Origin of the sequence: Paraburkholderia domus (assembly GCF_905220705.1) — a bacterium.
GTDB lineage: Bacteria > Pseudomonadota > Gammaproteobacteria > Burkholderiales > Burkholderiaceae > Paraburkholderia > Paraburkholderia domus.
Genome location: NZ_CAJNAT010000001.1, coordinates 378,337 through 404,268, shown reverse-complemented (window position 1 = coordinate 404,268; position 25,932 = coordinate 378,337). Strand labels below are relative to the sequence as shown.

The window sequence follows — 25,932 nt, the reverse complement described above, 5'->3', positions numbered from 1 at the left end:
GCGCAGGGCGGCGTGTATTTATTGTGCTTACTTCATGCGGCTTGTCACTGCTGTCCTGATCGTTCTACTGGCGCTGATCCAGTACCCGCTCTGGTGGGGGCATGGCGGCTGGTTGCGCGTGCATGAGTTGCAGCAGCAACTGGCGCAGCAACTGCAGAAGAACACTGATTCGAAGCTGCGCAATGAGCGGATCCAGGGCGAAGTCCAGGATTTGCAGAGCGGAACGGCCGCGGTGGAAGAGCGCGCGCGTTACGAAATGGGCATGGTGAAGGACGGCGAAGTGTTCGTACAGTTCGTCTCGCCGAACGCGCCGTTGCCGAGCGCGAACACGCCTTCGGTGACCACGTCTACGCGTGGTGAGGTGTCGGCGGCACCGCTGCATGTGGTGCCGAATCCTGAGTCGCGCGCGAAGCCGGATCGCAAGCATGGTGGTAAAGCGACGAAAGACAAGAAGGCCACGCACTGAGTGTATTCAGGCTGGTTGAGCTCGCAGGCGGAATGCGGAAGCAAGCTCTGGTGCGAACGTGAAGGCTCACAAGAGGACGCAAAAAAGGCGCGGTGAAAACCGCGCCTTTTTCTTTGGGCTGTATCGCCGGCTTCCCGGCTCGATCGCCGCGCGGCGTCTCGGGGTGTCCGCTTCGGCTTACCAGCCCCAGTACGGTGAGTAACCTACGCCGACACCCGTACCCCAGCCGTGCCCCCAACCGCCGCCGTAATAACTGCCGTACACGCTGACAGGTGGCGAGTAATAACGTGAGTACGCTTGAGCTGCGTTCTCGGCGGCGATGGCCTGATTCTGATCCGACAGCACCTGACGGTCGATCGCATCGTAGCGCTCGCGTTCTTCAGGCGTAAGCGGCCGGGCGGTGCTGGCCATGCCCGACTGGTCAGCCGGTAGGCGGCTATAAATCGGCGATGGGCCCGGTGGGTCCATCACGCAGCCCGCAAGCGCGGCGCTGCCGGCGACGACTGTCAGCACGGTGAGTGAACGCACGCAATGCTTCAATGAAGTAGGGATGTTCATTTTGATCTCCATCGGTCGGATGCCTAAGCAAAACATGCGCAGCGCGCACGGCTAGTGATCCAACGCAATGCTCGACGAAAACGCGCCACATGTGCCCTGAAAAGGCAGCGGGCGGCGCGTTATTTACTGCCGTACTCAGGTGTTAAAAACCGCCGCCTGGCTGCTTCAGTGCCGCTGGTCAGCAGCCGGCGTCACTCCTTGTGAGAGCGCATTGGCCACAAAAAGTTGCGCGACGTCGACCGGATCGAATTCGTACCGTTGATTACAGAACTCGCAATGAATCTCGACGTGACCGCGCTCTTCGATCACGCCGTCCACTTCCTCGCGACCCAGCATCTTCAGCATCGCGCCGACCTTTTCGCGCGAACAGCTGCATTCGAAGCGCGTCATGGCCGGTTCGAAATGCTGCACGTTCTCCTGCCAGAACAGACGTCGGAAAATCGTTGCCGGTTCTTCTTTCAGCAACTCGTCTTGCGACATCGTGCCGCCGAGCGTGCAGACGCGCTCCCACGTATCCGCGTCCAGATCGCCCGGATGGGGGACGATGCCGCCGTCGCCCGGCAGCTTTTGCAGCAGCATGCCGACTGCGCGTTCGGTGTTCGCCGCGAGCCACAGGCGCGTGTCGAGCTGCTCCGAGTGATGCATGTAATGCTCGAGGACCTCGGACATCGACTTAAGCGGGCCATCCACACCCGACAGCGGCACAATACTTTGATACGGTTGCTGGCCGGGCTGCTTGTCGCGCGGGTCGAGCGTGATCACGCAGCGGCCATGGCCGCTCGCGTTGACCAGTTCGATCATGGAGGTGGTGTCGTCGATCGTATTGCCCGCTTCGCCGGAGAGCTTGGCGGTGGCGCGCATCGACAGGTCGGAGCTGCACTGCACCACCAGCATCTTGGCCGGTCCGTCGCCGAAAATCTGCATGACGAGCGTGCCGTCGAACTTGAGGTTCGCCGAAAGCAGCGCGCACGCGGCCATCATCTCGCCCAGAATCGTCCGCACGGGCGCCGGATAGTCCCGGCGCGTCAGCACTTCCTGCCACGTATTGCGCAGCGAAACGATCTCGCCGCGCACGGGCGCCGCGCTGAACATGAATTTCTGCAACTGGTCGCTCACAACTTTTCCTCGGTCGTATGACGCAGCCTGATGCTGCGCCGTGCGCGCCGCGCGCTCCGGCTGATTAGCCGATGCGCACGAGCTGCGCCTTGAAATATTCGCGGCGCTCGGCATAACTTGCCGTGCCGCGCTGCATATTGGCGATATCCGTCTCGGTCAGTTCGCGCACCACTTTGGCGGGCGCGCCGAGAATCAGCGAATTGTCGGGAAACACTTTGCCTTCGGTGACGATGGCGCCCGCTCCAACCAGACAGTTGCGGCCGATCACCGCACCATTCAAGACCACCGCCTGAATTCCGATCAGCGAGCCTTCCTTGATCGTGCAGCCGTGCAGCATGACCTGATGGCCGATCGTCACATTCGGCTCGATCGTCAACGGGAAGCCCGGATCGGTGTGCAGCACCGCGTTTTCCTGAACGTTGCTGCCGGCACCGAGCGTGATCGGCTCGTTGTCCCCGCGAAGCGTCGCGCCGAACCAGACGCTCGAATTTTCCTCAAGCGTCACATTGCCGATAATGTTCGCCGAATCCGCGACGAATACGCTTTCATGGATGGTCGGGGCTGCTTCGCCAAGCTTGTAAATTGTCACAGTGTCTCCTCTTGATCGGTCGCTACCACGCTGCCCGGGCGGACTGGGCTTGCAAAACGGGGCTGCAAAACACCCGAAAACGCAGCGACGGGCCGGGTTGTCCTGCCGGCCCAGCGCAATCGGCGCGTGAGATGGTCGAATCGAGTATTGTAAACGGTTGTGTGGTTAGGCCGCTTGGCGCCGCCGCGAGCCGTGCGGCGCTCAGCCGTAGCGAGCGCCGCGCCTCCCGTCTTGCCTGTTGTCGTTCCCTTTGCCAACGTGGTTGCCATGATTTCCGCTGCTCCGTCTGTTTCGCCTGCTTCGCCACTATCGAGTCCGGAGAATCGGCCGACTTGCGCGCGCACTGCGGCACTGGCCACATTGCGCGAAATCGACCCGGTAACCAAGGCAGCCGCGGCCCGGGCGCTCTACGCCGCGGCCCTCGACGGCAGCCTCTTATGCTCCGCGGACCTCGAACTCGCCGAGCCGGCAGATCTGCCGGGCCGTCCCGGCCGCCCGGAATTGGTCGATCCGCGCAAACTCAAACGCCGCAGCATGCAATCGCCCGAAGGGCGAGCCGTCTTGCTGCATGCGCTCGCCCACATCGAATTCAACGCCATCAATCTCGCGCTCGACGCCGTCTGGCGTTTTGCCGGCATGCCCGCCGCGTTTTACACAGACTGGCTCAAAGTTGCCGCCGAAGAGGCGCATCACTTCTCGCTGCTGGTCGCGCGGCTTGCGGAATTCGGCCATGCCTACGGCGACTTCCCAGCACACGACGGCCTCTGGGACATGTGCGAGCGCACGCGCGCTGACGTGCTGGCGCGCATGGCGCTGGTGCCGCGCACCCTCGAAGCGCGCGGCCTCGATGCCTCGCCGCCTATCCGCGCCCGCCTGCAGCAGGCGGGCGACGAGGCGTCCGCAGCGATTCTCGACGTGATCCTGCGCGACGAAATCGGCCATGTCCTGATCGGCAACCGCTGGTTTCGCCATCTGTGCGACAAGGGTGGCCTCGATCCGCACGCTACCTACACGCGCCTCGCCGACCAGTATCACGCACCGAAATTACGCGGTCCGTTCAATTTCAAGGCACGCCGCGACGCCGGTTTCGACGAAGCCGAACTGGCCGCGCTGGTTGCCCTAGCTGGCCTCGACGCCGGGCAACCGGCTCCGCCAGCCCCGCCGGTCATGCGCGACTGAAACCTTCTTCCATAGCCTGACCCCACGCATCGCCCGGCTATCTCGTTATAATCGAACGACCATTCTTTTTTCGGGCGTGATGTTCATGAATACCTCCAAGTCTGAATTCATTTCCGTGCGCGGCGTCCGTCTGCACGCGCGGCGCTGGGGCAATCCGGATGCGCCGATGCTGTTCATGCTGCACGGCTGGATGGACGTGGCGGCGTCATTCCAGTTCGTCGTCGATGCATTGGGCGGCGACTGGCAGGTGATTGCGCCCGATATGCGCGGCTTCGGGCTGTCGGATTGGCCGGTCGCCGAGCGCGGCGGCAACTACTGGATCCAGGACTACCTTGCCGATCTCGACGTGCTGCTCGACCACTATGCGCCGACCGGTGAAGTCAATCTGGTCGGCCACAGCATGGGCGCGAACATCGTCTGCCTGTATGCGGGCGTGCGGCCGGAGCGGGTGCGGCGCGTGGTCGATCTGGAAGGCTTCGGTCTCGCGCCGTCGCACTCGGCGCAAGCGCCCAAGCGCCTGCGCAACTGGCTCGACGAATTGCGCGATCCGCCGCAGTTGAAGCGCTACGCGTCGCTCGATGACGTCGCCGGTCGCCTGATCAAGACCAATCCACGCCTCGATCCGCAGCGCGCGCAGTTTCTCGCGCAGCATTGGTCCAAGCCGGATGGAGAAGGGCGCTTCATGCTGCTCGCCGATCCGGCACACAAGCTTCGCGGGCCGACGCTGTACCGCCTCGACGAAGTGATGGCCGTATGGCGCAAGGCCACCGCCAAAGTGCTGCACGTCGAGGCCGCTAACTCGCCGACGCTCGCGCAGATCGCCGGCGAGATTCCGCTCGACGAATTCAAGGCGCGTTTCCAGGCTTTCCCGAACTGGCGCGAGAAGATCATCGACGAAGCGGGGCACATGGTGCACCACGACCAGCCGGAGCAGGTAGCCGCGCTGATCGAAGGCTTCTGCGCCTGAACCTTGCAATCAGGTTTCGATGCGAGGTCCACTATCGCGAGATAGCTCTGCGGCCATTTACTGCGTTGCAGTAAAATGAGTACAGAACCTTCTCAAGACAAAGATGAACGCCGACCTCCACTGTCATTCCACCGTTTCCGACGGCCAGTTCGCGCCGGCCGATGTCGCGCGCCGCGCGCACGCGGGTGGCGTCACGCTGTGGGCGTTGACCGACCACGACGAACTGGGCGGCCAGCACGAAGCGCGCAGCACCGCTGAGGCGCTTGGCATGGGCTACCTGAGCGGCGTGGAGATTTCGGTGACGTGGGCTTCGCGCACCGTGCACATCGTCGGTCTCGGCGTCGATCCGACGAGCGCAACCCTGATCGACGGCCTCGCGCGCACCCGCAACGGCCGCGCGGCGCGCGCCGAAGCGATCGGTGAGCAGTTGGCCACGCTCGGCATCCCCGACGCCTATCAAGGCGCGCTCAAATACGTCTCGAACCCGGACATGATTTCGCGCACGCACTTCGCGCGCTTCATGGTCGAAAACGGCTACGCCAGCTCGACACAGGACGTGTTCAACCGCTATCTCGGCGATGGTAAACCGGGCTACGTGTCCCATCGCTGGGCGAAACTGGCGGACGCGGTCGGCTGGATCCAGGCCGCCGGCGGCGAGGCGATCATTGCGCATCCCGGCCGTTACGCATACTCGCCGGTAGAATTCGACGCATTTTTTTCTGAATTCATCGATCTCGGCGGCAAGGCGATCGAAGTGGTGACGGGTAGCCACACGCCTGATCAGTACCGCGAATACGCGGACGTCGCGCGCCGCTTCGGCTTCGAGGCCTCGCGTGGTTCCGACTTCCATGCGCCCGGCGAGGGCCGTGTCGATCTCGGTACGCTGCCGCCGCTGCCTGCCGATCTCAAGCCCGTCTGGGAACGCTGGTTGTGATCGCGCGCCGTGCCACGACGGCACGATATGCGCGAAAGCCTTCGTTCGAAGGACGTGCTTTCGCCCGATCTTCCGTCCGACTTTCCGTTCGACTTTTTGTCCGTAGCCACCCGTAGCCATCGTTAGTCAAAATGTCCCAATACTTTCGGCTTCATCCGGAGAACCCGCAGCCGCGCCTCGTCAAACAGGCTGTGCAGATCATCAAGGACGGCGGCGTCGTCGCGTTGCCGACGGATTCAAGCTATGCGCTCGCCTGTCATCTCGACGATAAGGACGCGGTCGAGCGCTTGCGGCGGATTCGCGGGCTCGACGAGAAAGCTTTGCTGTCGCTGCTGGTGCGTGATCTGTCGGAGTTGTCGAACTTCGCAATGGTCGACAATCGGCAGTACCGCCTGATCAAGTCGGTCACGCCGGGCCCATACGTCTTCGTGTTGCAGGCCACCAAGGAAGTGCCGCGCCGTCTGTCGCACCCGTCGCGCAAGACCATCGGTCTGCGGGTGCCGGATCATGCGATCACGCTGGCGATTCTCGAAGAACTCGGCCAGCCGCTGCTAGGCTCGACGCTGATCATGCCGGACGAAACCCAGCCGCTGAACGACCCGGAAGAAATCCGGGAGCGGCTCGAGAAACAGTTGGACCTGGTGATCGATGGCGGCCCGTGCGTGTGCGAACCGTCGACAGTGATCGATTTGACCGGCGCTGAGCCGGTGCTGGTGCGGGCAGGGCGTGGTTCTCTCGCGCCATTCGGTCTCGAAGAGACGGCATGAGCGAAAGCGGACAGACGCACGCCATCGCGTTGTTACAATAGCGAGTTATGGATTCCTCCCTGATACAGACCATTGCGGTTTACGCATTGCCGGTGATTTTCGCCATCACGCTGCATGAAGCCGCGCATGGCTACGTCGCGCGCTGGCTCGGCGACAACACTGCGTACGTGCTCGGCCGCGTCTCCATCAATCCGATGCGACACATCGATCCGCTCGGCACGATCGCGATTCCCTTGCTGCTGTACTTCGCCACCAGCGGCGCGTTTATGTTCGGTTACGCTAAGCCGGTGCCGGTCGCCTTCGGCAACTTGCGCAATCCGCGTTGGGGCAGCCTGTGGGTCGCGGCCGCTGGGCCGGGCTGCAATTTCGTGCAGGCGCTGGTGTGGGGCGTGATCAGCGTCGCACTTGGCGTGGCGGGGGTCGACGAACCGTTCTTCACGCGTATGGCGGCAGCCGGCGTCGGTGTGAACCTCGTGCTCGGTGTGCTCAACCTGTTTCCGCTGCCCCCGCTCGACGGCGGCCGCGTGCTGATGGCGCTGTTGCCGCCGCGGCAATCGATCGCGCTGTCGCGCCTCGAACCGTACGGCTTTTTCATCGTAATGGCGCTGGTCATGACGGGCACGCTCACGCGTTATTGGCTCAGCCCGCTCGTGACACTCGGCTACGGTGCGATTACCGCAATTCTGACTCCACTTGTTTCGCTTTTCTAAATAACCATGTTCCCAGACCGTATCTTCTCCGGCATGCGGCCCACCGGGTCGCTGCACCTCGGCCACTATCACGGCGTGCTGAAAAACTGGGTGCGGTTGCAGTCCGAATACCCGTGTTTCTTCTGCGTGGTCGACTGGCACGCGCTGACGACGCACTACGAAACGCCCGAAGTGATCGAAAAGAACGTGTGGGACGTGCTGATCGACTGGCTCGCCTCAGGCATCGATCCGGCGCAGGCTACGCTCTTCATTCAGAGCAAGGTGCCCGAGCATGCGGAGCTGGCGTTGCTGCTCGGCATGAGCACGCCGCTCGGCTGGCTCGAACGCGTGCCGACCTATAAGGAGCAGCAGGAGAAGCTGAAGGACAAGGACCTGTCCACCTACGGCTTCCTCGGCTATCCGGTGCTGATGGCGGCGGACATTCTGCTGTACCGCGGCTCGCTCGTGCCGGTCGGCGAAGACCAGGTGCCGCACGTCGAAATGACGCGTGAAATCGCGCGCCGCTTCAACTACCTGTACGGCCGCGAACCGGGCTTCGAGGAGAAGGCCAATGAAGCCGCGAAGAAGCTGGGCGGCAAGCGCGCCAAGCTCTATCACGAGCTGCGCAACGCCTACCAGCAGGAGGGCGACGACGAAGCACTCGAACAGGCGCGGGCGATGTTGCAGGAATCGCAGAGCCTGTCGATGAGCGATCGTGAGCGTCTGTTCGGCTACCTCGAAGGCTCGCGCAAGATCATTCTGGTTGAACCGCAGGCCATGCTGACCGAAGCGTCGCGCATGCCGGGTCTGGACGGCCAGAAGATGTCGAAGTCGTACGGCAACACGATCGGCCTGCGCGAAGACGCGGAAACGATCACGAAGAAAGTCCGTACCATGCCGACCGATCCGGCACGCGTGCGCCGCACCGATCCGGGCGATCCGGACAAGTGCCCGGTGTGGCAGCTGCACCAGGTTTACACGGACGAAGCCACGCACGAGTGGGTGCAGAAGGGTTGCCGTTCGGCAGGTATCGGCTGCCTCGAGTGCAAGCAGCCGGTGATCGAAGGCATTCTGCGCGAGCAGCAGCCGATGCTCGAGCGCGCGCAGAAGTACATGGACGATCCGTCGCTGTTGCGCGCAATCGTCGCCGACGGTTGCGACAAGGCTCGCAAGTACGCCACGGAAACGATGCGCGACGTGCGCGAGGCGATGGGCCTCTCGTACAACTGAGTGCGGCGTTGAAGTGATGAGCTCTCCTGTTGCCATGCCGGACGGTTCCTCGCACGGAAACGGCGAACCGTCGCACTGGGTGCGCCACTGGGCGCATCTGGTCGCGGCGGGCGGCGCGGTGCTCGACGTGGCGTCGGGGGCGGGGCGGCATGCCCGGTTCTTTGCGTCGCTGGGCCACCCGGTGACCGCGCTCGACCGCGATGCGGCTGCGCTGGACCTCATGCGAGACGAACCGCTTGTCACCACGCTCGTAGCTGATATCGAAGGCGCCGCGTGGCCCTTGTCCGTGGATGCGAGATTTGCCGCGATCGTGGTCACGAACTACCTACATCGGCCCCTGTTTCCGCAGCTTTTGCGCTCGCTTGCGCCCGGCGGCGTACTGGTTTACGAGACCTTCGCGCAAGGCAACGAAAGTGTCGGCAAGCCGTCTAATCCGGCGTTTTTGCTCGCGCCCGGCGAGTTGCTCGACGTGGTGCGCGGCCACCTCCGTGTGGTCGCATTTCAAGACGGATTTCTCGCGCAGCCACGCCCGGCTTACGTCCAGCGGATATGCGCAATTATGGAGGCGGATCGCTCAGCCGAGCGCGCAGAGGTGGCACCGCCGCCTTGTTACGAGCTGGCTGGGTAATCCGCTACAATCGCGGTTTACCTGATCAAATTCATGGCGTTTCATGACTAACGGCAATCAAAGCACTGACGGCGTTCAGATTCGCGGCAGCATCCCTGCCATCATTACCCCGATGCTCGAAGACGGCGGCCTCGATCTGCCGGCGTTTCGCAAACTGATCGACTGGCACATCGCAGAGGGCACGAACGCACTGGTCGTGGTCGGCACGAGCGGCGAGTCAGCCACGCTGTCGGTCGAAGAACACGTGCTGATGGTCAAAACCGCGGTCGAGCATACGGCGGGCCGGATTCCGGTGATCGCGGGCTCGGGCGGCAATTCCACTACTGAAGCCATCGAGCTCACGCAGCAGGCCAAGGAAGTCGGCGCGGACGCCACGCTGCAGGTCGTGCCGTACTACAACAAGCCGACTCAGGAAGGCATCTATCGCCACTTCGCGAAGATCGCCGAAACCGTCGATCTGCCGGTCATCCTGTACAACGTGCCAGGCCGCACCGTTGCGGACATGAGCAACGAAACGATTCTGCGTTGCGCGCAAGTGCCGGGCATTATCGGTGTGAAGGAAGCGACGGGCAACATCGATCGCGCCGCGCATCTGATCAAGTCGGCACCGGCACATTTTGGCATCTACAGCGGTGACGATCCCACGGCGATCGCGCTGATGCTGCTTGGCGGCCATGGCAATATTTCGGTCACCGCGAACGTCGCGCCGCGCGCGATGAGCGATCTGTGCAAAGCCGCGCTCGCCGCTGACGCGAAGACCGCTCGTGAGATTCATTTGAAACTCCTGTCGCTGCATAAGAACCTGTTCATCGAATCGAATCCGATTCCGGCGAAATGGGCGTTGCAGCAACTGGGTCGTGTGCAGGGCGGAATCCGCCTGCCGCTTACGCCGCTCGACGCGCAATACCACGAAGTGGTGCGCGGCGCGCTGCGCGAAGCGGGCCTGCTGGGCTAAGCGGGCTCGACCCGTCCCCCAGCGCCAACGAAAGCCTGCTACCGGCATTCCCTTAACCGACGTCGATCCAGCCCACGTTCCCGGCACACAGAACCAGGCACCGCGTTCCAGCATCACGAAGGACCTCATGAAACGTTCCGCACTTTCCCTCCACGCAACCCGCATGGCGGCGCTGGCGCTTGCCCTGGTAACGCTCGCCGGCTGTGACACGCTGAACGACTGGTTCGCCTCTGACCGCGTCAACTACAAGGGCGCGGGCAGCGCACCGCCGCTCGCAGTTCCGGGCGATCTGACCACCACGCCGACCGATCAGCGCTATGTTGCGCCGCCGGCCAATCTGGCGTTGGGCGGCTCGCCGCAGCGCGCGGTCACCGCCGCGGGTAATGCCACTGAAGGCCAGCCGAATGCGCAAGATCCGCTGGGCATGCACATCGAGCGTGACGGCGACCGTCGCTGGCTGGTAGTCGACGGCCGCACGCCGGAACAGCTGTGGCCGCAACTGCAGGAGTTCTGGCAGGAGAACGGCTTCGCGCTGAAAACCGACGCGCCGGCCACTGGCATCATGACGACCGACTGGGCTGAAAACCGCGCCAATATTCCGGACGACTGGTTCCGTCGCACGGTCGGCAAGGTGATCGACTTCGCTTACTCGTCGGGCACCCGAGACAGCTTCCGCACGCTCGTGTCGCGTGGCCCGGCTGGCGCCACGGACATCTCGATCACGCATAGCGCGATGGAAGAAGTGCTGACTGGCCAGGACAAGACGTCGTCGCGTTGGGAAGAACGTCCGCGCGATCCGGCGCTGGAAGCGTTGTTCCTGACCAAGCTGATGCAGAAGTTCGGCCTGACCGAAGTGCAATCGAAGCAACTGCTAACCGATGCCCGCCCGGCCGTCGCGCCGGCCACGATTGACCAGAGCGCGGGCGCCTCGACGCTCGACCTGCCGGAATCGTTCGACCGCGCGTGGCTGCGCGTGGGTCTCGCGCTTGACCGCACCAACTTTACCGTCGACAACCGCGACCGCTCGAAGGGCATCTATTACGTGCGTTACGCGGATTCGATGCAGGAACTGAAGAAGGAAGGGCTCTTCGGCAAACTGTTCTACAGCGGCAATTCGTCGAAGAAGCCGGGTCAGGAATTCCTCGTCAATGTGCGCTCGAAGGGCGACACCGTGACGCAGGTGGCGGTGGTGGATGCGAACGGGCAGGTGGATAACTCGTCCGACGCGCAGCGCATCGTGACGTTGCTGCACGCACAACTGAACTAAGCGGGCTGTGCGCTTCGCCAGTCTCGGCAGCGGCAGTGAAGGCAATGCCTTGCTGGTGGAAGCGCAAAGCGGCGCGACTACCACACGCGTTCTCCTTGATTGCGGCTTTTCGGCCAAGGAAGTCGAGCGGCGTCTAACGCGGCTCGGCGCGGGCGTTGAAGGTCTCGACGCCATTCTGATTACACATGAACACAGCGACCACATTGGCAGCGCGCTGACGCTGGCGCGCAAGTGGTCGATTCCGTTGTACATGAGTTGGGGCACCGCCCGCGCGGTGGGGGCCGACGAAGCCGACGTCGACCTGCAGGTGCTCTGGGGCGACGAAGCGGTAGCGATCGGCGACCTTAGCATCCTCCCTTACACCGTTCCTCACGACGCCCGCGAGCCGCTGCAGTACGTACTCTCCAATGGCGCGAGCCGGCTTGGCGTGCTGACCGACGTCGGCACTTCCACGCCGCATATCAGCGCGGTGCTGAGCGGCTGCGACGCGCTGGTGCTCGAATGCAATCACGATGTGCGGATGCTGGCGGGCAGCCGGTATCCCCAATCGCTAAAGGCGCGCATCGGCGGCAATCACGGGCATCTGAACAACGAAGCTGCGGCTGAAATTCTGGCCTCGCTCGATCGCTCACGCTTGCGCCATCTGGTGGCCGCACATCTGAGCCAGCAAAACAACTCGCCGGAACTGGCGCAGGCTGCCATGGCGGGTGTGCTGGGTGCGGCGCCAACCGAAGTCGTAGTCGCTTCCCAGGACGAAGGCTTCGCCTGGCTAAGCCTGTGATCTGTCTCTGATTGCCTTGCGTCGCCGTGTGCAGTTGCGATTGGCGTCCGCGCGCAACGGCAATGCAATGAAAAAAGCCCATGACGATTGCTCGTCATGGGCTTTTTCTTCAAGGCCGGCGTTTCGGGCGCCGTGCCTTGCGTCAGACTTAATTGCGGTTGCCGCCGAAGATGCCGAGCAGCGCGAGCAGATTGACGAACACGTTATACAGATCCAGATAGATCGCGAGGGTTGCGGTGATGTAATTCGTTTCGCCACCGTTCACGACGCGCTGGACGTCGAACAGCATGTAGGCCGAGAAGATCACGATTGCCAGCACCGACACGGTCAGCATCAACGCGGGCAGGTGCAGGAACACGTTGGCGACCGAAGCCAGCAGCAGCACGATCACGCCCATGAACAGCCACTTGCCGAGACCCGAAAAATCACGCTTGCTGACCGTGGCGATGGTTGCCATGGACGCGAAGATCACACCAGTGCCACCGAAGGCGAGCATGATCAGCGACGGGCCGTTCGAAAAACCGAGTACGAAGCTCAGGATGCGCGACAGCATCAGGCCCATGAAGAACGTGAAGCCGAGCAGCACGAATACGCCAATGGCGTTGTCTTTGGTTTTCTGGATGGCGAACATGAAGCCGAAGGCGATCGCGAAGAACGCCAGCATGCTCATGCCGGGGCTGGTGGCGGCGAACAGCGAGAAACCGGTGGCCACGCCGACCCAGGCGCCGAGCACTGTCGGAATCATGGACAGCGCGAGCAGCCAGTAGGTGTTCCGTAGTACGCGGTTGCGCGTTTCGACCGTGCTGACCGCGCCATTGCGGCCAAAGCTATACGGATGATCGTTCATGGTCTCTCCTTACCTCAGAAGCGTGTTGCGTAATGGTTGTGTAGCGCGTCGTGCACCAGGTCGTACGGCGCTGGCCGGGATTCTTGCCGCCAGTCGCAGGGTGTTCATCCCTAAGATTGGCGCGGTGGCCGGGAGTTTCAATACCCGGGAAAAGTCCACACGGCCTACGCTACCAGTATTCAGAAACTCCTGCTTGGAGTCTTTCAGTTCTGTAAGGGTTCAATCGCAATCATACACGGGAACATGCTACAATAGCGGATTCATTTGAATCTGTAACCTCTTAATTTTTTGGAGTTTTTATGGCGATCGAACGCACCCTGTCGATTATCAAGCCGGACGCAGTGGCCAAGAACGTGATCGGTCAGATCTACAGCCGTTTCGAAAACGCTGGCCTGAAGATCGTGGCTTCGCGCATGGTCCATCTGTCGCGCGCTGACGCAGAGAAGTTCTACGCTGTGCACGCTGCACGTCCGTTCTTCAAGGACCTGGTCGATTTCATGATCTCGGGCCCGGTGGTCGTGCAAGCGCTGGAAGGCGAAAACGCGATCCTGAAGCACCGTGACCTGATGGGTGCAACGGACCCGAAGAAGGCAGAGAAGGGCACGATCCGCGCCGACTTCGCCGACAGCATCGACGCTAACGCGGTGCACGGTTCGGACGCCGTTGAAACGGCAGCAGTTGAAATCGCGTTCTTCTTCCCGGAAGTGAACGTCTACTCGCGTTAAGCGGGTTTGGACGGGTTTGGACGGGTTTGAGCGGGGTTGAGTTTTAGAAGCTCTATCCGCGCGATTCGTGCGCAGCCGTTGGATTTGTCGCACGAATCCGCACGAACAGTCCGGCAAAGTAGTAGGGTAAAGCAGCAGGAATGGGCGCGAACGGCATTGCGTTCATGCAGCTTGTTGCATGAATGTAGTCTCGCACTGAAATGGCAGGATTCGATATGACGAGCAGTTCCACCGTCAACCTTCTCGACCTCGACGCCCAAGGGCTTGTCGCCTACTGCGACAGCCTGGGCGAGAAGCCGTTTCGCGCCAAGCAATTGCAGCGCTGGATCCATCAGTACAACGCCGCCGACTTCGACGGCATGACCGATCTGGCGAAGTCCTTGCGCGAAAAGCTCAAAGGGCGCGCAACGATCACGATGCCCGGCATCGTCAGCGACAATATTTCGACCGACGGCACACGCAAGTGGCTGATCGACGTCGGTAACAGCAACGCGGTTGAAACCGTTTATATCCCCGAAGAAACGCGTGGCACGCTGTGCGTGTCGTCGCAGGCCGGGTGCGCGGTCAACTGCCGTTTCTGTTCGACCGGCAAGCAGGGTTTTTCCCGCAATCTCACTACCGGCGAAATCATCGGCCAACTGCGGATGGCCGAGTTCGCGCTGCGCGCGACGCGTGGCACGGACGGTGGCCGTGCCACGGGTGGTGACGGCAAAGGCGAGCGCGTCGTCACGAACGTCGTGATGATGGGCATGGGCGAGCCGCTGCTCAATTACGACGCGGTGGTGCCCGCCATGAGCCTGATGCTGGACGACAACGCATACGGCCTGTCGCGCCGGCGCGTCACGCTGTCCACCTCGGGCGTGGTGCCGATGATGGACAGGCTCGGTGCCGATCTGCCGGTGGCGCTCGCGGTATCGTTGCATGCGCCGAGCGACCCGCTGCGCGACATGCTGGTGCCGCTGAACAAGAAGTATCCGCTGCGCGAATTGATGGCTGCCTGTCAGCGCTATCTGAAAGTTGCGCCGCGCGATTTCATTACATTTGAATATTGCATGCTCGATGGCGTGAACGACAGCGAAGCGCAAGCGCGCGAATTGCTGGCCGTTACACGCGACGTACCGTGCAAGTTCAACCTGATTCCGTTCAATCCGTTCCCCGAGTCGGGCCTCATCCGCTCGAAGCCGGAGCAGATCAAGCGGTTTGCACAAGTGTTGATGGACGCAGGCGTGGTCACCACAGTGCGTAAAACACGCGGCGATGATATCGACGCTGCCTGCGGTCAGTTGGCCGGTGCGGTGAAAGACCGCACGCGCCTCGCTGAGCGCACCGGGAAGGCGGCGAAGGTTATCGAGGTTCGCGCCGTGTAATCGTGCGAGGCGGCAAGGGCGAAGGCGTTCGGTGGAAAGTACTGCGAACGCGCGAAATCTTGCCGTTCCAGCAGCGATTGAAAAGAAAGTTTGCAGAAGCGATCGGAAGCGGCACACAAGGCCGCACATTTTGTTATAAACGGTCTGCGATTCGGGCGTGAGGCTTTGGCCCGTCCGGGTTGCACAAGTGAAAAAGAATCGACGCTAAAGGATTTGGGATGAGTGAGCCGCAGCACCCGCAGCCGCAGGACGCAGACACAAACGAAGGCCATCCGGCGCCGGCCACGCGGGCGGTGGTGCAGCCTGTTGTGCCGCCGGGACTGGCGGGTTTGGATTCCCTGGCGGCGGTTGGCGCGCGCTTGACCCAATTGCGTGAATCGAAAGGCTGGACGATTGAAGATGTGTCGGCGCGCCTGAAGGTATCCGTGACCAAGCTGCGTGCGCTCGAATCGGGTGACATCAGCCATTTGCCGGACACGACCTTTGCGCTCGGCGTGGTGCGCAGCTACGCGAAGATGCTCGGTGCTGATCCCACGCCGTTCACACAGGCTTTGCGCCGCGAGAAGGGTGTGCCTGCGCCGGATCTGTCGATGCCTGCTTCGTCCGGCAGGGATTTGCCGCGCGGCCGCGTATCGCTGTCGCTCGGCGGCAGCGGGCAAAAGAGCCGCTCGTGGCTATGGGGTATTGCGGCGGTGATCGTCGCGGTGATCGCGCTCGGGATGTGGCATACCAATGGTGGCGATTCGTCGGCCTGGCTCGCACGTTTGAAAGCGAGCGCCAACGGCGCTGCAGGTGGCGCGACCGGAGCATCGGGCGCGGTGGCGCAAGGTCAACCGGCAGGTTCCGAGGCAACTGCGGACGAGGCTGCTTCCGCGCCGGAAACGCAGGCCGCAGCAGATAACACAGCGTCGGCTACGCCGATGCCCGCACCGCTGGCGACCGGTACGGAGCCGTCGTCCGCTCCGGCAGTCACGGCAGCAGCGGTAGCGCCGAAGGCCGGTTCGCAGGTCCAGGCTGCGGCGCAAGGCGCGAGCGTGCCGGTGGTCGCCGCAATAGGCGCGCCGGGTGCGGATACGGCAACGGCAGCGCCGGTCGCAGGTGAAGCGATCGTCGCGTTGCGCGTGACACAGGACAGCTGGTTCAGCGTGCGTGGCAAGGACGGTAAGGAGGTGTTCTCCGGCCTTGTGCACGCGGGCGATACGAAGGAAGTAACGGGTGCGGCCCCTTTCAAGGTCACGATCGGTAACAAGGCAGGTCTCGAATCGCTTACGCTCGACGGCCAGCCAGTCGATCCGTCGAAATATTCGGCAACCATGGGTAATGTGGCGCGCTTCGCGTTGCCTTGATAGATACGGTATGCGTCGCGGCCAACCGGGTCGCGGCGCTTTTTCAATTCAGGCGCTACGTCTTTTGTGTGGCGCATGCGGCGTAAATGGGTTTTTCGATGCAATCCGAAGCTCAATCCCAATCCAGTAGCAAGATTGTTTCAAACGAGCCGGTGTTCGGCGGCCACGCCGCCCGGCGCAAGTCGCACGCGGTCGATGTCCGTTGGGGTGGCCAGCTCGTCACCATCGGCGGTGATGCGCCCGTGCGCGTCCAGTCCATGACTAACACCGATACCGCGGACGCGATCGGCACGGCGATCCAGATCAAGGAACTTGCGCAAGCCGGTTCGGAACTGGTCCGCATCACGGTCAACACGCCGGAAGCGGCGGCGGCCGTGCCGGCTGTTCGAGAGCAGCTCGATCGCATGGGCGTGTCGGTGCCGCTGGTCGGCGATTTTCACTACAACGGTCATTTGCTGCTGCGCGATTACCCCGCGTGCGCGGAGTCGTTGTCGAAGTACCGGATCAATCCGGGCAATGTCGGCCACGGCGCGAAGCGCGACACGCAGTTCGCGCAAATGATCGAAGCGGCGGTGAAGTACGACAAGCCGGTACGGATCGGTGTCAACTGGGGCAGCCTCGATCAGGATCTGCTCGCGAAAATGATGGACGAAAACGCCGCGCGTTCCACGCCGTGGGAAGCGCAGAGCGTGATGTACGAAGCGCTGATCCAGTCGGCGATCGGCTCGGCGGAGCGTGCGGTCGAGATCGGCCTCCCGCGCAACAAGATCATTCTGTCGTGCAAGGTCAGCGGCGTGCAGGATCTGATCGCGGTGTATCGTGAACTCGCCCGCCGTTGCGAATTCGCGTTGCATCTTGGCTTGACCGAAGCAGGCATGGGTTCGAAGGGCATCGTGGCGTCGACCGCTGCGTTGTCGGTGTTGCTGCAGCAAGGCATTGGCGACACAATCCGCATCTCGTTGACGCCGGAACCGGGCGGTCCGCGAACCGGTGAAGTGATCGTCGGCCAGGAAATTTTGCAGACCATGGGTCTGCGTTCTTTCACGCCGATGGTGATCGCATGCCCGGGTTGTGGCCGGACGACCAGCACGTTGTTCCAGGAACTGGCGTCGCAAATCCAGACCTATCTGCGCACGCAGATGCCGGTGTGGCGCGATCAATTTCCTGGCGTCGAGAAGATGCACGTCGCGGTGATGGGTTGCATCGTCAACGGTCCGGGCGAATCGAAGCAGGCAAATATCGGCATCAGCTTGCCGGGTTCGGGTGAAAATCCGGCCGCGCCGGTGTTCGTCGACGGTGAGAAGGTCAAGACGCTGCGCGGCGATAACATCGCGCAAGAATTCCAGCAAATCGTGAGTGACTACGTCGAGCGCCGCTATGGCCGCACCGAAGCCGGCCGCGCCGAAGCACTCAACTAAATACCGTCAATCCAAGACAGATGACTGAACAGAAGAAAAAGCTCGAAAAGTTGTCCGGCGTGAAGGGCATGAACGACATCCTTCCGCAGGAAGCAGGGCTGTGGGAATTTTTCGAAGCGACCGTCAAGTCGATGCTGCGTTCGTACGGATACCAGAATATTCGTACGCCGATCATCGAGCATACGCAGTTGTTCAAGCGCGGTATCGGTGAGGTGACCGACATCGTCGAGAAAGAGATGTACAGCTTCACCGATGCGTTGAACGGCGAAAATCTGACGATGCGCCCGGAAAACACGGCGGCTGTTGTGCGCTCGGTGATCGAGCACAACATGCTGTACGACGGTCCGAAGCGCCTGTGGTACATCGGCCCGATGTTCCGTCACGAGCGTCCGCAGCGCGGCCGCTACCGGCAGTTCCACCAGGTCGGCGTGGAAGCCTTGGGCTTCGCCGGCCCGGATGCCGACGCTGAAATCATCATGATGTGCCAGCGCTTGTGGGACGACCTCGGCTTGATGGGCATCAAGCTCGAACTCAATTCGCTGGGTCTCGCGGAAGAGCGCGCGGCACATCGCGTCGAGTTGATCGCGTACCTCGAAAAGCACATGGACGTGCTCGACGAAGAGGCGAAACGCCGTCTGTACACGAACCCGCTGCGCGTGCTCGACACGAAGAATCCCGCGATGCAGGAAGTCGCGCAGAACGCGCCGAAGCTGATCGATTTTCTCGGCAAAGAATCGCACGCGCACTTCGAAGGCCTGCAGCGCATTCTGAAGGCGAACAACATTCCGTTCACGATCAATCCGCGTCTCGTGCGCGGCCTCGATTATTACAATCTGACCGTGTTCGAATGGGTGACCGACAAGCTTGGCGCGCAAGGCACGGTCGCGGCCGGCGGGCGCTACGATCCGCTGATCGAGCAGCTTGGCGGCAAGCCGACGGGTGCGTGCGGCTGGGCAATGGGTGTCGAACGTATCCTCGAGTTGCTGAAAGAGGAGCAACTCGTGCCGGAAGACGAAGGCTGCGACGTGTACGTGGTCCATCAGGGCGACGCGGCACGCGAACAGGCCTTTATCATCGCCGAGCGTTTGCGCGATACGGGCCTCGATGTGATCCTGCATTGCAGCGCGGACGGTCAAACGGCGAGCTTCAAGTCGCAGATGAAGCGCGCTGACGCCAGCGGCGCGGCATTCGCGGTGATCCTCGGCGAAGATGAGATTGCCAACGGTACGGTCGGCGTCAAGCCGCTGCGCGATACAGGCGCTAACGGCGGTAAAAACGAGCAACATAACGTGCCCGCCGAAGACTTGACCGAATTTCTAATCAATGCGATGGTTGCAACCGCCGAAGACGGCGACGACTGATCGCGATGTCGTCGAGCCCCTTGGCTCGACACGTACAAGTATCAAGAAAGAGGAAATCGCCGGGCGATGAGTTACCACGACGAACAAGAATCGATTGAAAGTCTGAAAGCATGGTGGACGCAGTGGGGCAATGCAACCACATGGATCGTGCTGGTGGCGTTGGTCGCTGCAGCAGGCTGGAACGGCTGGAATTTCTGGCAACGGCGTCAAGCGGCGGAAGCCGCGGTGCTGTATGACCAGGTGCAGCAAGCTGTGGCATCGGGCGACAAGGCGAAGATCACGCGCGTCGCGACCGACATGGAAGACAAGTTCAGCCGCACCGCGTATGCGCAGATGACCGCACTGGGCGCTGCCAAGGCGCTGTACGCCGCGGGTGACGAAGCCGCCGCGAAGGCCCAACTGCAATGGACCATCGATCACGCAAAAGACGACGAGTTCAAGCAGATCGCCAAGCTGCGTATGGCTTCGCTGTTGCTCGACGACAAGGCTTACGACCAGGGCCTGGCACTGCTCGCCGAACCGCAGTCCGATGCGTTCAAGGGCATTGTGGCGAACGGCCGCGGTGATCTGCTCGCGGCTCAAGGCAAGCGTGACGATGCGCGCGCGGCCTACAAGCTCGCGCTCGACTCGCTGTCGAAAAACGATAGCTCGGCTCGCCAGTTGATTCAGTTCAAGCTGGACGCGCTGGGCGGCTAATCGCCGCATGCAGCGCGCCGCATGTAACGACCAACCGGTCTCCTTTAATTAATTTCCTGAATGCTTCGTCCACCGATGAATCTGCTGAAACGTTACGCTGTGCCCGTTGCCTGTGCGATGACCGTGCTTACCATGGCGGCTTGCTCATCCACGAAAGACGAGCGCCGCGTGCCGACGCCGCTCACCGAGTTCAAACCCGTGCTCGACGTGCAGCAAGCGTGGAAGACAAGCGTGGGCAAGGCGGGGCGTTACCTGTTCTCGCCGGTCGCGGTCGGCAACGCGGTGTACGCGGCTGGCGCGAACGGCTCGGTTGCGAAGATCGACGCGCAAACCGGCAAGGACATCTGGCGCGTCAAGCTGCATGACGACCTCTCGGCAGGTGTCGGCAGCGACGGCACGCTCGCGGCGGTCGGCGGCCTGAAGGGCGACGTTTACGTGCTCGGCGCGGACGGCAAGCAGTTGTGGACCGCCAAGGCGCCTGGCGAGATCATCTCGCCGCCGCTGGTCGGCAATGGCCTTGTGGTGGTGCGTACTGTCGATGGTCAGATCGTCGCGTTCAATGCGCAAACTGGTGAGCAGAAGTGGAACTATCGCAACCGCGCGGTGCCGCTCAATCTGCGCGTCTCGTCGGGCATGACGTTCGCGGGTGACGCGGCTGTGCTGGCGGGCTTCCCGGGCGGCGCGTTCGCCGCGATCAACCTGCAGACCGGCGACAACTACTGGCAGACGCCGGTGTCGTATCCGAAGGGCGTGACGGAAGTGGAGCGCATCAATGACGTGACGGGTCCGCCTACGCTGGTCGGTTCCGAAACCTGCGCGGTGACGTTCCAGGGCCAGATTGGCTGCTTCGATGCGAACTCGGGCCGCGCGCTGTGGGAAAAGGCGTTTTCGAGCACAAGCGGCCTCGCGCAGGACGACCGCGCTGTGGTGGCGGCTGATGACTGGTCGGTGGTGTCGGCGTTCGACGTCAGCAGCGGTGCACCGCTGTGGAAGAACGACAAGCTGAAGAACCGCGAACTCAGCGTTCCGTTCATACTGGGTCACGCAGCCGTGTTGGGCGACTATCAGGGTTTCGTGCACTTCCTGTCGCGCGACGACGGCACGCTCGTGGCCCGTGTGAAGACCGACGGCAGCCCGATTACCGCGGCGCCGGTGCTGGCCGGAGAGACGCTGGTCGTGCAGACGCACGACGGCGACCTGTACGGCTACCGCCCGCGCTAATCGCGCAGGGCGTCGGTAGTCAGGCTTCGTCAAGCGTGCAGGCCGGCTTCGCCGGCCGCACGCGTTTTTGCTGTGCAGCAGAGTAACCAGAAATATTTCGCCGGACTGGCTGGTCCGGCAAGTCGGATCAGAACGGCCCATGTGGCCATCGGTGGCTGCTTGCGGCGCCACCTTCAACGGCATCGTAGAGAATCGTATCGAACTGGCGTGCGAGCCGTTGAGCAAGAAAGACTGAAACTGGCGGCCCATTGGCGCCGCCCCATACAGCCAAACCCCCGTCCGCCCGGGTGCGCATATTGACAGCACATCCGGGGCTGGCCGAATTCGTGATAATTTTCGTCAAACGCTGCCGTGTAGCGGCCGCATGGCGTCGCTACGCGGGCGGTCGATTTCGATCCCGCGTTTCACCGTGAACAACATCTGATGAAACCCGTTATTGCCCTGGTTGGGCGCCCCAATGTGGGGAAATCCACGCTATTCAACCGTCTCACGCGTACGCGTGACGCGCTGGTTGCCGACCTGCCCGGTCTCACCCGCGATCGCCATTACGGCGAAGGCCGCGCCGGCGACCGGCCGTATCTGGTCGTCGATACTGGCGGCTTCGAGCCGGTCGCGAAAGACGGCATCCTGCACGAGATGGCGCGTCAAACCCGCCAGGCGGTTGAGGAATCGGACGTCGTCGTGTTCATCGTCGACGGCCGCAACGGTCTCGCACCGCAGGACAAGACGATCGCCGACTACCTGCGTAAGACCGGTCGGCCGATTTTCCTCGTCGTCAACAAGGCGGAGGGGATGAAGTACAGTAACGTCGCCGCCGACTTCTACGAGCTCGGCCTCGGCGACCCGCGCGCGATTTCGTCCGCGCACGGCGACGGCGTGACCGAAATGATCAACGAAGCGCTCGCGGTCGCCTACGCCGGTCAGCCGGAAGAGAGCGACGAAGAGAAAGCAGCGCATGGCGTGAAGATCGCGATCGTCGGCCGCCCGAACGTCGGCAAGTCGACGCTGATCAATTCGCTGGTCGGCGAAGAACGCGTGATCGCGTTCGACATGCCCGGCACCACGCGCGATTCGATCTACGTCGACTTCGAACGTCAGGGCAAGCCGTACACGCTGATCGACACGGCCGGCTTGCGCCGTCGCGGCAAAGTGTTCGAAGCGATCGAGAAGTTCTCGGTGGTGAAAACACTGCAGTCGATCTCCGACGCGAACGTCGTGATCCTGCTGCTCGACGCGCGCCAGGACATCTCGGAGCAGGACGCGCACATTGCCGGCTTCGTGGTCGAGCAGGGTCGCGCGCTGGTGGTAGGCGTGAACAAGTGGGACGGACTCGATTCGCATGTGCGCGAGCGCACCAAGGCGGACCTCGAGCGCAAACTAAAATTTCTGGACTTTGCGAAATTCCACTTCATTTCCGCGACGGAAAACACGGGGATTGGCCCGCTGATGCGCTCGGTGGACGACGCGTACAAGGCTGCGATGGCCAAGCTGCCGACGCCGAAGCTCACGCGCGCGCTGATCGAAGCGGTGGAATTCCAGCAGCCGCGTCGCCGCGGTCCGGTGCGTCCGAAACTGCGCTATGCGCACCAGGGTGGACAGAACCCGCCGCTCATCGTGATTCACGGCAACGCGCTCGACGCGATCACCGAAACGTACAAACGCTACCTTGAAAACCGCTTCCGGGAAACTTTCAAGCTGACTGGGACTCCATTGCGAATAGAGTTCAGATCGTCGACGAACCCTTACGCGGATAAAGGCTAAACCCAGGCTGAAACCCGTGTGTGTGCTGGGTTTGGCCGCAAGGCCAGGCCTCTCGCGCAAAAATGAAAATCGGCTATAGTGTAGCGGTTGACGGCGGATCTCTTTTTCTTCGTCGTCAATTCAGTCAACCTGCAAAAAAATACGGAGTTTGCTATGAGCAACAAAGGGCAATTGTTACAAGACCCGTTTTTGAACGCACTGCGTAAAGAGCATGTGCCGGTGTCGATCTACTTGGTCAACGGCATCAAGCTTCAAGGGAACATCGAATCGTTCGACCAGTACGTCGTGTTGCTCCGGAATACGGTCACCCAGATGGTCTACAAGCACGCAATTTCTACTGTCGTGCCGGCCCGTCCGGTGAATTTCCACCCGGATTCCGAACAGTCCTAACCCCCGTCGCGGCCGGCGTAGCGTCGCCCGTTGGCGATTACTCCCGGCCGCCTCATTTTGATACCCTCCAATTTGATCAATGCAGCGCTTGTCGGCATCGACTTCGGTAAGATCGATTTCGAAGCCAGTCTCGAAGAACTCAGCCTGCTCGCGCAAAGCGCGGGCGCGAATCCCTTAGTCACCCTCACGGGGCGCCGGTCCAGTCCCGATGCCAAGATGTTCGTCGGCAGCGGCAAGGCCGAGGAATTGCGTCTTGCGTGTGAGGCGAACGACATCGAACTCGTCATTTTCAATCACGCTCTGGCACCTGCGCAGCAGCGCAATCTGGAGCAGGCGCTTAACCGCCGCGTGATTGACCGCACCAGCCTCATCCTCGATATTTTTGCGCAACGCGCCCGCAGCCATGAAGGCAAGCTGCAGGTGGAGCTCGCGCAGTTGCAGTATCTATCGACGCGGCTAATCCGCGCATGGACCCACCTTGAACGCCAGAAGGGCGGTATCGGTTTGCGGGGTCCAGGTGAAACGCAGCTCGAAACCGACCGCCGTTTGATCGGCGAGCGTATCAAGGCGCTGAAAACCAAGCTCGAAAAGCTGCGCCGTCAGCACGGCACGCAGCGCCGCGCGCGCAGCCGTAACCAGACCATGTCCGTATCGCTTGTCGGCTACACGAACGCGGGCAAATCCACACTTTTCAATGCGCTGACAAAGGCCCAGGCGTACGCCGCCGACCAGTTGTTCGCCACGCTGGATACCACGTCCCGCCGCGTCTATCTCGGCGACGAAGCCGGCCAGGTGGTGGTATCCGACACGGTCGGTTTCATCCGCGAATTGCCGCACCAACTGGTGGCGGCTTTCCGCGCCACGCTCGAGGAAACCATCCACGCCGACCTGCTGCTGCATGTGGTCGACGCATCGAGCGCCGTGCGCCTCGATCAGATCGATCAGGTGAACGAGGTGTTGCACGCAATCGGTGCGGATACGATCCGTCAGGTGCTGGTGTTCAACAAGATCGATGCCGTGCCGGAGTTGGCGGCCCGTGGCGACGCGGTTGAGCGGGATGAGTATGGTAATATTTCGCGCGTCTTTTTGAGCGCGCGCACGGGACAAGGGCTGGATACATTGCGCGCTGCCATCGCTGAAATCGCTACTGCCGAACCTCTCTCCGATGCGCTGCTCGATCTGTCGGAAGAAGACCGGTCGGCAGCACCGCGCGAGGACCACAAGGTCTCAGAACTCGGGCACTGACCCGCTCCAATTGCACTGACCCGCTGTCTACTCTGGTGAACGAACACAGGTGAACGATTACAACGAGCGGAGTATCTGGCTGCGCATGCGCGCCATGCTTTCACTGAACGATCCGCGCTGGGGCCGGGGCGACGGCAATGGGGATCGCCAACGACCCAACGAACCCAAGCGTCCGCCGGCCAAGGACGGTGAAGGTCCGCCCGATCTCGACGAGATGTGGCGCGATTTCAACCGCCGTTTGAGCCGGGTGTTCGGTCGCAAGGGCGGCGGTGCGGGTGGTGGTGGCCGTCCGGACAACGGTCGTGGCGCGCGTATCGGTGTGGGCATCGTGATCGGCGTGCTGATCGCGATCTATCTCGGCAGCGGCGTGTTCGTCGTGCAAGATGGCCAGGCCGGCGTCGTGATGCAGTTCGGCAAGTATCGCTACACCGCGGGGCAGGGTGTGCATTGGCGCCTGCCGTATCCATTCGAAGCGCACGAACTCGTCAATATCGGCCAGATCCGCCAGGTGGAAGTCGGCCGTAACAACGTGGTGCGTCTCGCCAACGTGAAGGACGCGTCGATGCTCACGCACGACGGCGATATCGTCGACGTGCGCTTTGCCGTGCAGTACCAGGTGAGCAAGCCGACGGATTATCTCTTCCGCAGCGTCGATCCCGATCAGAGCGTGATGCAGGCCGCGCAGGCGGCGGTGCGCAGTATCGTCGGGGCGCGCAGCACCAACGACATCCTCGCTCAGGATCGCGAAACAATTCGCCAGCAACTGATGGCGTCGATTCAGCAATCCCTGGATGAATACCAGTCCGGCCTTGCCGTGACCGGTGTAACGATCCAGGGCGTGCAGGTGCCCGACCAGGTGCAAGCCGCTTACGACGCCGCCGCCAAAGTGCGTCAGGACAACGACCGCGCCAAACGCGACGCGCAAGCGTATGCCGCCGAGTTGCTGCCGCGCGCGCAAGCCGACGTCGCGCGCCAGATCGACGAAGCGAAAACGTATAGCGACAAGACCGTGGCTCAGGCGCAAGGCGACGCTGAGCGCTTCAAGCAGGTCTACGCGCAGTACTCGAAAGCGCCCGCTGTGATTCGCGAGCGCATGTACCTGGAAACCATGCAGCAGATCTATTCGAATACGACCAAGGTGTTTGTGGACAACAAGAGCGGCAACAACGTGCTGTATCTGCCGCTCGACAAGCTGGTCGAGCAGACTCGCCAGCGTGTTGCCGACGCCGCCGCGGCCGCTTCCGGCGCTGCTGTTGCATCGGGTGCTGCCGTGCCGCAAGCCGCGAGCGGCGCAGCCACGGCGTCTGCCGCTGCTTCCGCACCCGCCGCGGTCGCGACGCCTGCCAGTCAGGCTGCAGCCAGCAGCGATGCACTGCGTTCACGCGACTCCTTCCGCAGCCGTATGCGCGAAGACGACGTTCAATAAGGC

26 protein-coding genes are annotated in these 25,932 nt (G+C 62.3%); 22 read left to right on the top strand and 4 right to left on the bottom strand.

The annotated features are described in order from the left end of the window. Window positions 1-34 precede the first annotated feature (34 nt). A complete protein-coding gene (gene ftsB / locus KHO31_RS01735) occupies window positions 35-466 on the top strand; it encodes a cell division protein FtsB (protein ID WP_201073353.1) in 432 nt (143 codons plus the stop codon). Between the two features lie 177 nt (window positions 467-643). On the opposite strand, the gene KHO31_RS01730 is transcribed toward ftsB, so the two are convergent. The 3 genes from KHO31_RS01730 to KHO31_RS01720 all read right to left on the bottom strand — a co-directional run bounded on the left by KHO31_RS01730 (window position 644) and on the right by KHO31_RS01720 (window position 2,729). Beyond that, a complete protein-coding gene (locus tag KHO31_RS01730; protein WP_201073351.1) occupies window positions 644-1,024 on the bottom strand; it encodes a hypothetical protein in 381 nt (126 codons plus the stop codon). A 165-nt stretch (window positions 1,025-1,189) separates the two neighbouring features. Further along, on the bottom strand, window positions 1,190-2,140 hold the full coding sequence (gene hslO, locus KHO31_RS01725) for an Hsp33 family molecular chaperone HslO (protein ID WP_201073349.1): 951 nt from the start codon (window positions 2,138-2,140) through the stop codon (window positions 1,190-1,192). Between the two features lie 64 nt (window positions 2,141-2,204). Then, window positions 2,205-2,729 carry a gamma carbonic anhydrase family protein gene (locus KHO31_RS01720; RefSeq protein ID WP_172173977.1) on the bottom strand — a complete coding sequence of 175 codons (525 nt, stop codon included), beginning with the start codon at window positions 2,727-2,729 and terminating at the stop codon, window positions 2,205-2,207. A gap of 267 nt (window positions 2,730-2,996) precedes the next feature. Here KHO31_RS01720 and KHO31_RS01715 point away from each other — a divergent pair, with 267 nt between their 5' ends. From KHO31_RS01715 to KHO31_RS01670, 10 genes are all read left to right on the top strand, one after another. Next, a complete protein-coding gene (locus tag KHO31_RS01715; protein WP_211622577.1) occupies window positions 2,997-3,908 on the top strand; it encodes a ferritin-like domain-containing protein in 912 nt (303 codons plus the stop codon). Window positions 3,909-3,993: 85 nt separating this feature from the next. Then, window positions 3,994-4,875, top strand: a complete 882-nt coding sequence (locus tag KHO31_RS01710) for an alpha/beta fold hydrolase (protein ID WP_201073345.1) — start codon at window positions 3,994-3,996, stop codon at window positions 4,873-4,875. A gap of 103 nt (window positions 4,876-4,978) precedes the next feature. After that, entirely contained in the window at window positions 4,979-5,809 is an 831-nt protein-coding gene (locus KHO31_RS01705; protein ID WP_201073343.1) for a 3',5'-nucleoside bisphosphate phosphatase, read from the top strand. A 131-nt stretch (window positions 5,810-5,940) separates the two neighbouring features. Further along, window positions 5,941-6,576: an L-threonylcarbamoyladenylate synthase gene (locus tag KHO31_RS01700; protein ID WP_201073341.1), complete on the top strand. Its 636-nt coding sequence runs from the start codon at window positions 5,941-5,943 to the stop codon at window positions 6,574-6,576. Window positions 6,577-6,623: 47 nt separating this feature from the next. Continuing rightward, window positions 6,624-7,286 carry a site-2 protease family protein gene (locus tag KHO31_RS01695; RefSeq protein WP_201073339.1) on the top strand — a complete coding sequence of 221 codons (663 nt, stop codon included), beginning with the start codon at window positions 6,624-6,626 and terminating at the stop codon, window positions 7,284-7,286. Between the two features lie 6 nt (window positions 7,287-7,292). After that, window positions 7,293-8,495, top strand: a complete 1,203-nt coding sequence (locus tag KHO31_RS01690) for a tryptophan--tRNA ligase (RefSeq protein ID WP_201073337.1) — start codon at window positions 7,293-7,295, stop codon at window positions 8,493-8,495. 16 nt (window positions 8,496-8,511) lie between these two features. Next, a complete protein-coding gene (locus KHO31_RS01685) occupies window positions 8,512-9,123 on the top strand; it encodes a class I SAM-dependent methyltransferase (RefSeq protein WP_211622575.1) in 612 nt (203 codons plus the stop codon). Between the two features lie 43 nt (window positions 9,124-9,166). Beyond that, entirely contained in the window at window positions 9,167-10,078 is a 912-nt protein-coding gene (gene dapA / locus KHO31_RS01680) for a 4-hydroxy-tetrahydrodipicolinate synthase (protein WP_201073333.1), read from the top strand. 127 nt (window positions 10,079-10,205) lie between these two features. Further along, a complete protein-coding gene (bamC, locus tag KHO31_RS01675; protein WP_201073331.1) occupies window positions 10,206-11,345 on the top strand; it encodes an outer membrane protein assembly factor BamC in 1,140 nt (379 codons plus the stop codon). Between the two features lie 7 nt (window positions 11,346-11,352). Then, a complete protein-coding gene (locus KHO31_RS01670; protein WP_097389678.1) occupies window positions 11,353-12,126 on the top strand; it encodes an MBL fold metallo-hydrolase in 774 nt (257 codons plus the stop codon). A 148-nt stretch (window positions 12,127-12,274) separates the two neighbouring features. Here KHO31_RS01670 and KHO31_RS01665 read toward each other — a convergent pair whose 3' ends face one another. Then, the gene (locus KHO31_RS01665) at window positions 12,275-12,973 is read right to left on the bottom strand and encodes a Bax inhibitor-1/YccA family protein (protein WP_211622573.1); all 699 of its coding nucleotides are present in this window, start codon (window positions 12,971-12,973) and stop codon (window positions 12,275-12,277) included. Between the two features lie 299 nt (window positions 12,974-13,272). Between KHO31_RS01665 and ndk the strand changes: the two genes are divergently transcribed. From ndk to hflK, 11 genes are all read left to right on the top strand, one after another. Continuing rightward, window positions 13,273-13,698, top strand: coding sequence for a nucleoside-diphosphate kinase (ndk, locus tag KHO31_RS01660; RefSeq protein WP_074282955.1), 426 nt, complete (start codon window positions 13,273-13,275; stop codon window positions 13,696-13,698). Between the two features lie 215 nt (window positions 13,699-13,913). Next, complete coding sequence (gene rlmN / locus KHO31_RS01655; protein WP_211622571.1) at window positions 13,914-15,065, top strand: 23S rRNA (adenine(2503)-C(2))-methyltransferase RlmN; 1,152 nt, start codon at window positions 13,914-13,916, stop codon at window positions 15,063-15,065. A 218-nt stretch (window positions 15,066-15,283) separates the two neighbouring features. Next, on the top strand, window positions 15,284-16,411 hold the full coding sequence (locus tag KHO31_RS01650; protein WP_201073330.1) for a RodZ domain-containing protein: 1,128 nt from the start codon (window positions 15,284-15,286) through the stop codon (window positions 16,409-16,411). 86 nt (window positions 16,412-16,497) lie between these two features. Next, the gene (gene ispG, locus KHO31_RS01645; protein WP_211622569.1) at window positions 16,498-17,829 is read left to right on the top strand and encodes a flavodoxin-dependent (E)-4-hydroxy-3-methylbut-2-enyl-diphosphate synthase; all 1,332 of its coding nucleotides are present in this window, start codon (window positions 16,498-16,500) and stop codon (window positions 17,827-17,829) included. Between the two features lie 20 nt (window positions 17,830-17,849). Next, the gene (gene hisS, locus KHO31_RS01640) at window positions 17,850-19,190 is read left to right on the top strand and encodes a histidine--tRNA ligase (RefSeq protein ID WP_211622568.1); all 1,341 of its coding nucleotides are present in this window, start codon (window positions 17,850-17,852) and stop codon (window positions 19,188-19,190) included. Between the two features lie 66 nt (window positions 19,191-19,256). Further along, entirely contained in the window at window positions 19,257-19,886 is a 630-nt protein-coding gene (locus tag KHO31_RS01635; RefSeq protein WP_201073324.1) for a YfgM family protein, read from the top strand. Between the two features lie 75 nt (window positions 19,887-19,961). After that, window positions 19,962-21,107: an outer membrane protein assembly factor BamB gene (bamB, locus tag KHO31_RS01630; protein WP_201073321.1), complete on the top strand. Its 1,146-nt coding sequence runs from the start codon at window positions 19,962-19,964 to the stop codon at window positions 21,105-21,107. A gap of 423 nt (window positions 21,108-21,530) precedes the next feature. Further along, window positions 21,531-22,868: a ribosome biogenesis GTPase Der gene (gene der, locus KHO31_RS01625; protein ID WP_201073319.1), complete on the top strand. Its 1,338-nt coding sequence runs from the start codon at window positions 21,531-21,533 to the stop codon at window positions 22,866-22,868. 153 nt (window positions 22,869-23,021) lie between these two features. Beyond that, the gene (gene hfq, locus KHO31_RS01620) at window positions 23,022-23,258 is read left to right on the top strand and encodes an RNA chaperone Hfq (RefSeq protein WP_006051315.1); all 237 of its coding nucleotides are present in this window, start codon (window positions 23,022-23,024) and stop codon (window positions 23,256-23,258) included. Between the two features lie 57 nt (window positions 23,259-23,315). Continuing rightward, window positions 23,316-24,503, top strand: a complete 1,188-nt coding sequence (hflX, locus tag KHO31_RS01615) for a GTPase HflX (RefSeq protein WP_201073318.1) — start codon at window positions 23,316-23,318, stop codon at window positions 24,501-24,503. A gap of 49 nt (window positions 24,504-24,552) precedes the next feature. Beyond that, entirely contained in the window at window positions 24,553-25,929 is a 1,377-nt protein-coding gene (gene hflK, locus KHO31_RS01610) for an FtsH protease activity modulator HflK (protein WP_201073317.1), read from the top strand. The last annotated feature ends 3 nt before the right edge of the window (window positions 25,930-25,932 follow it).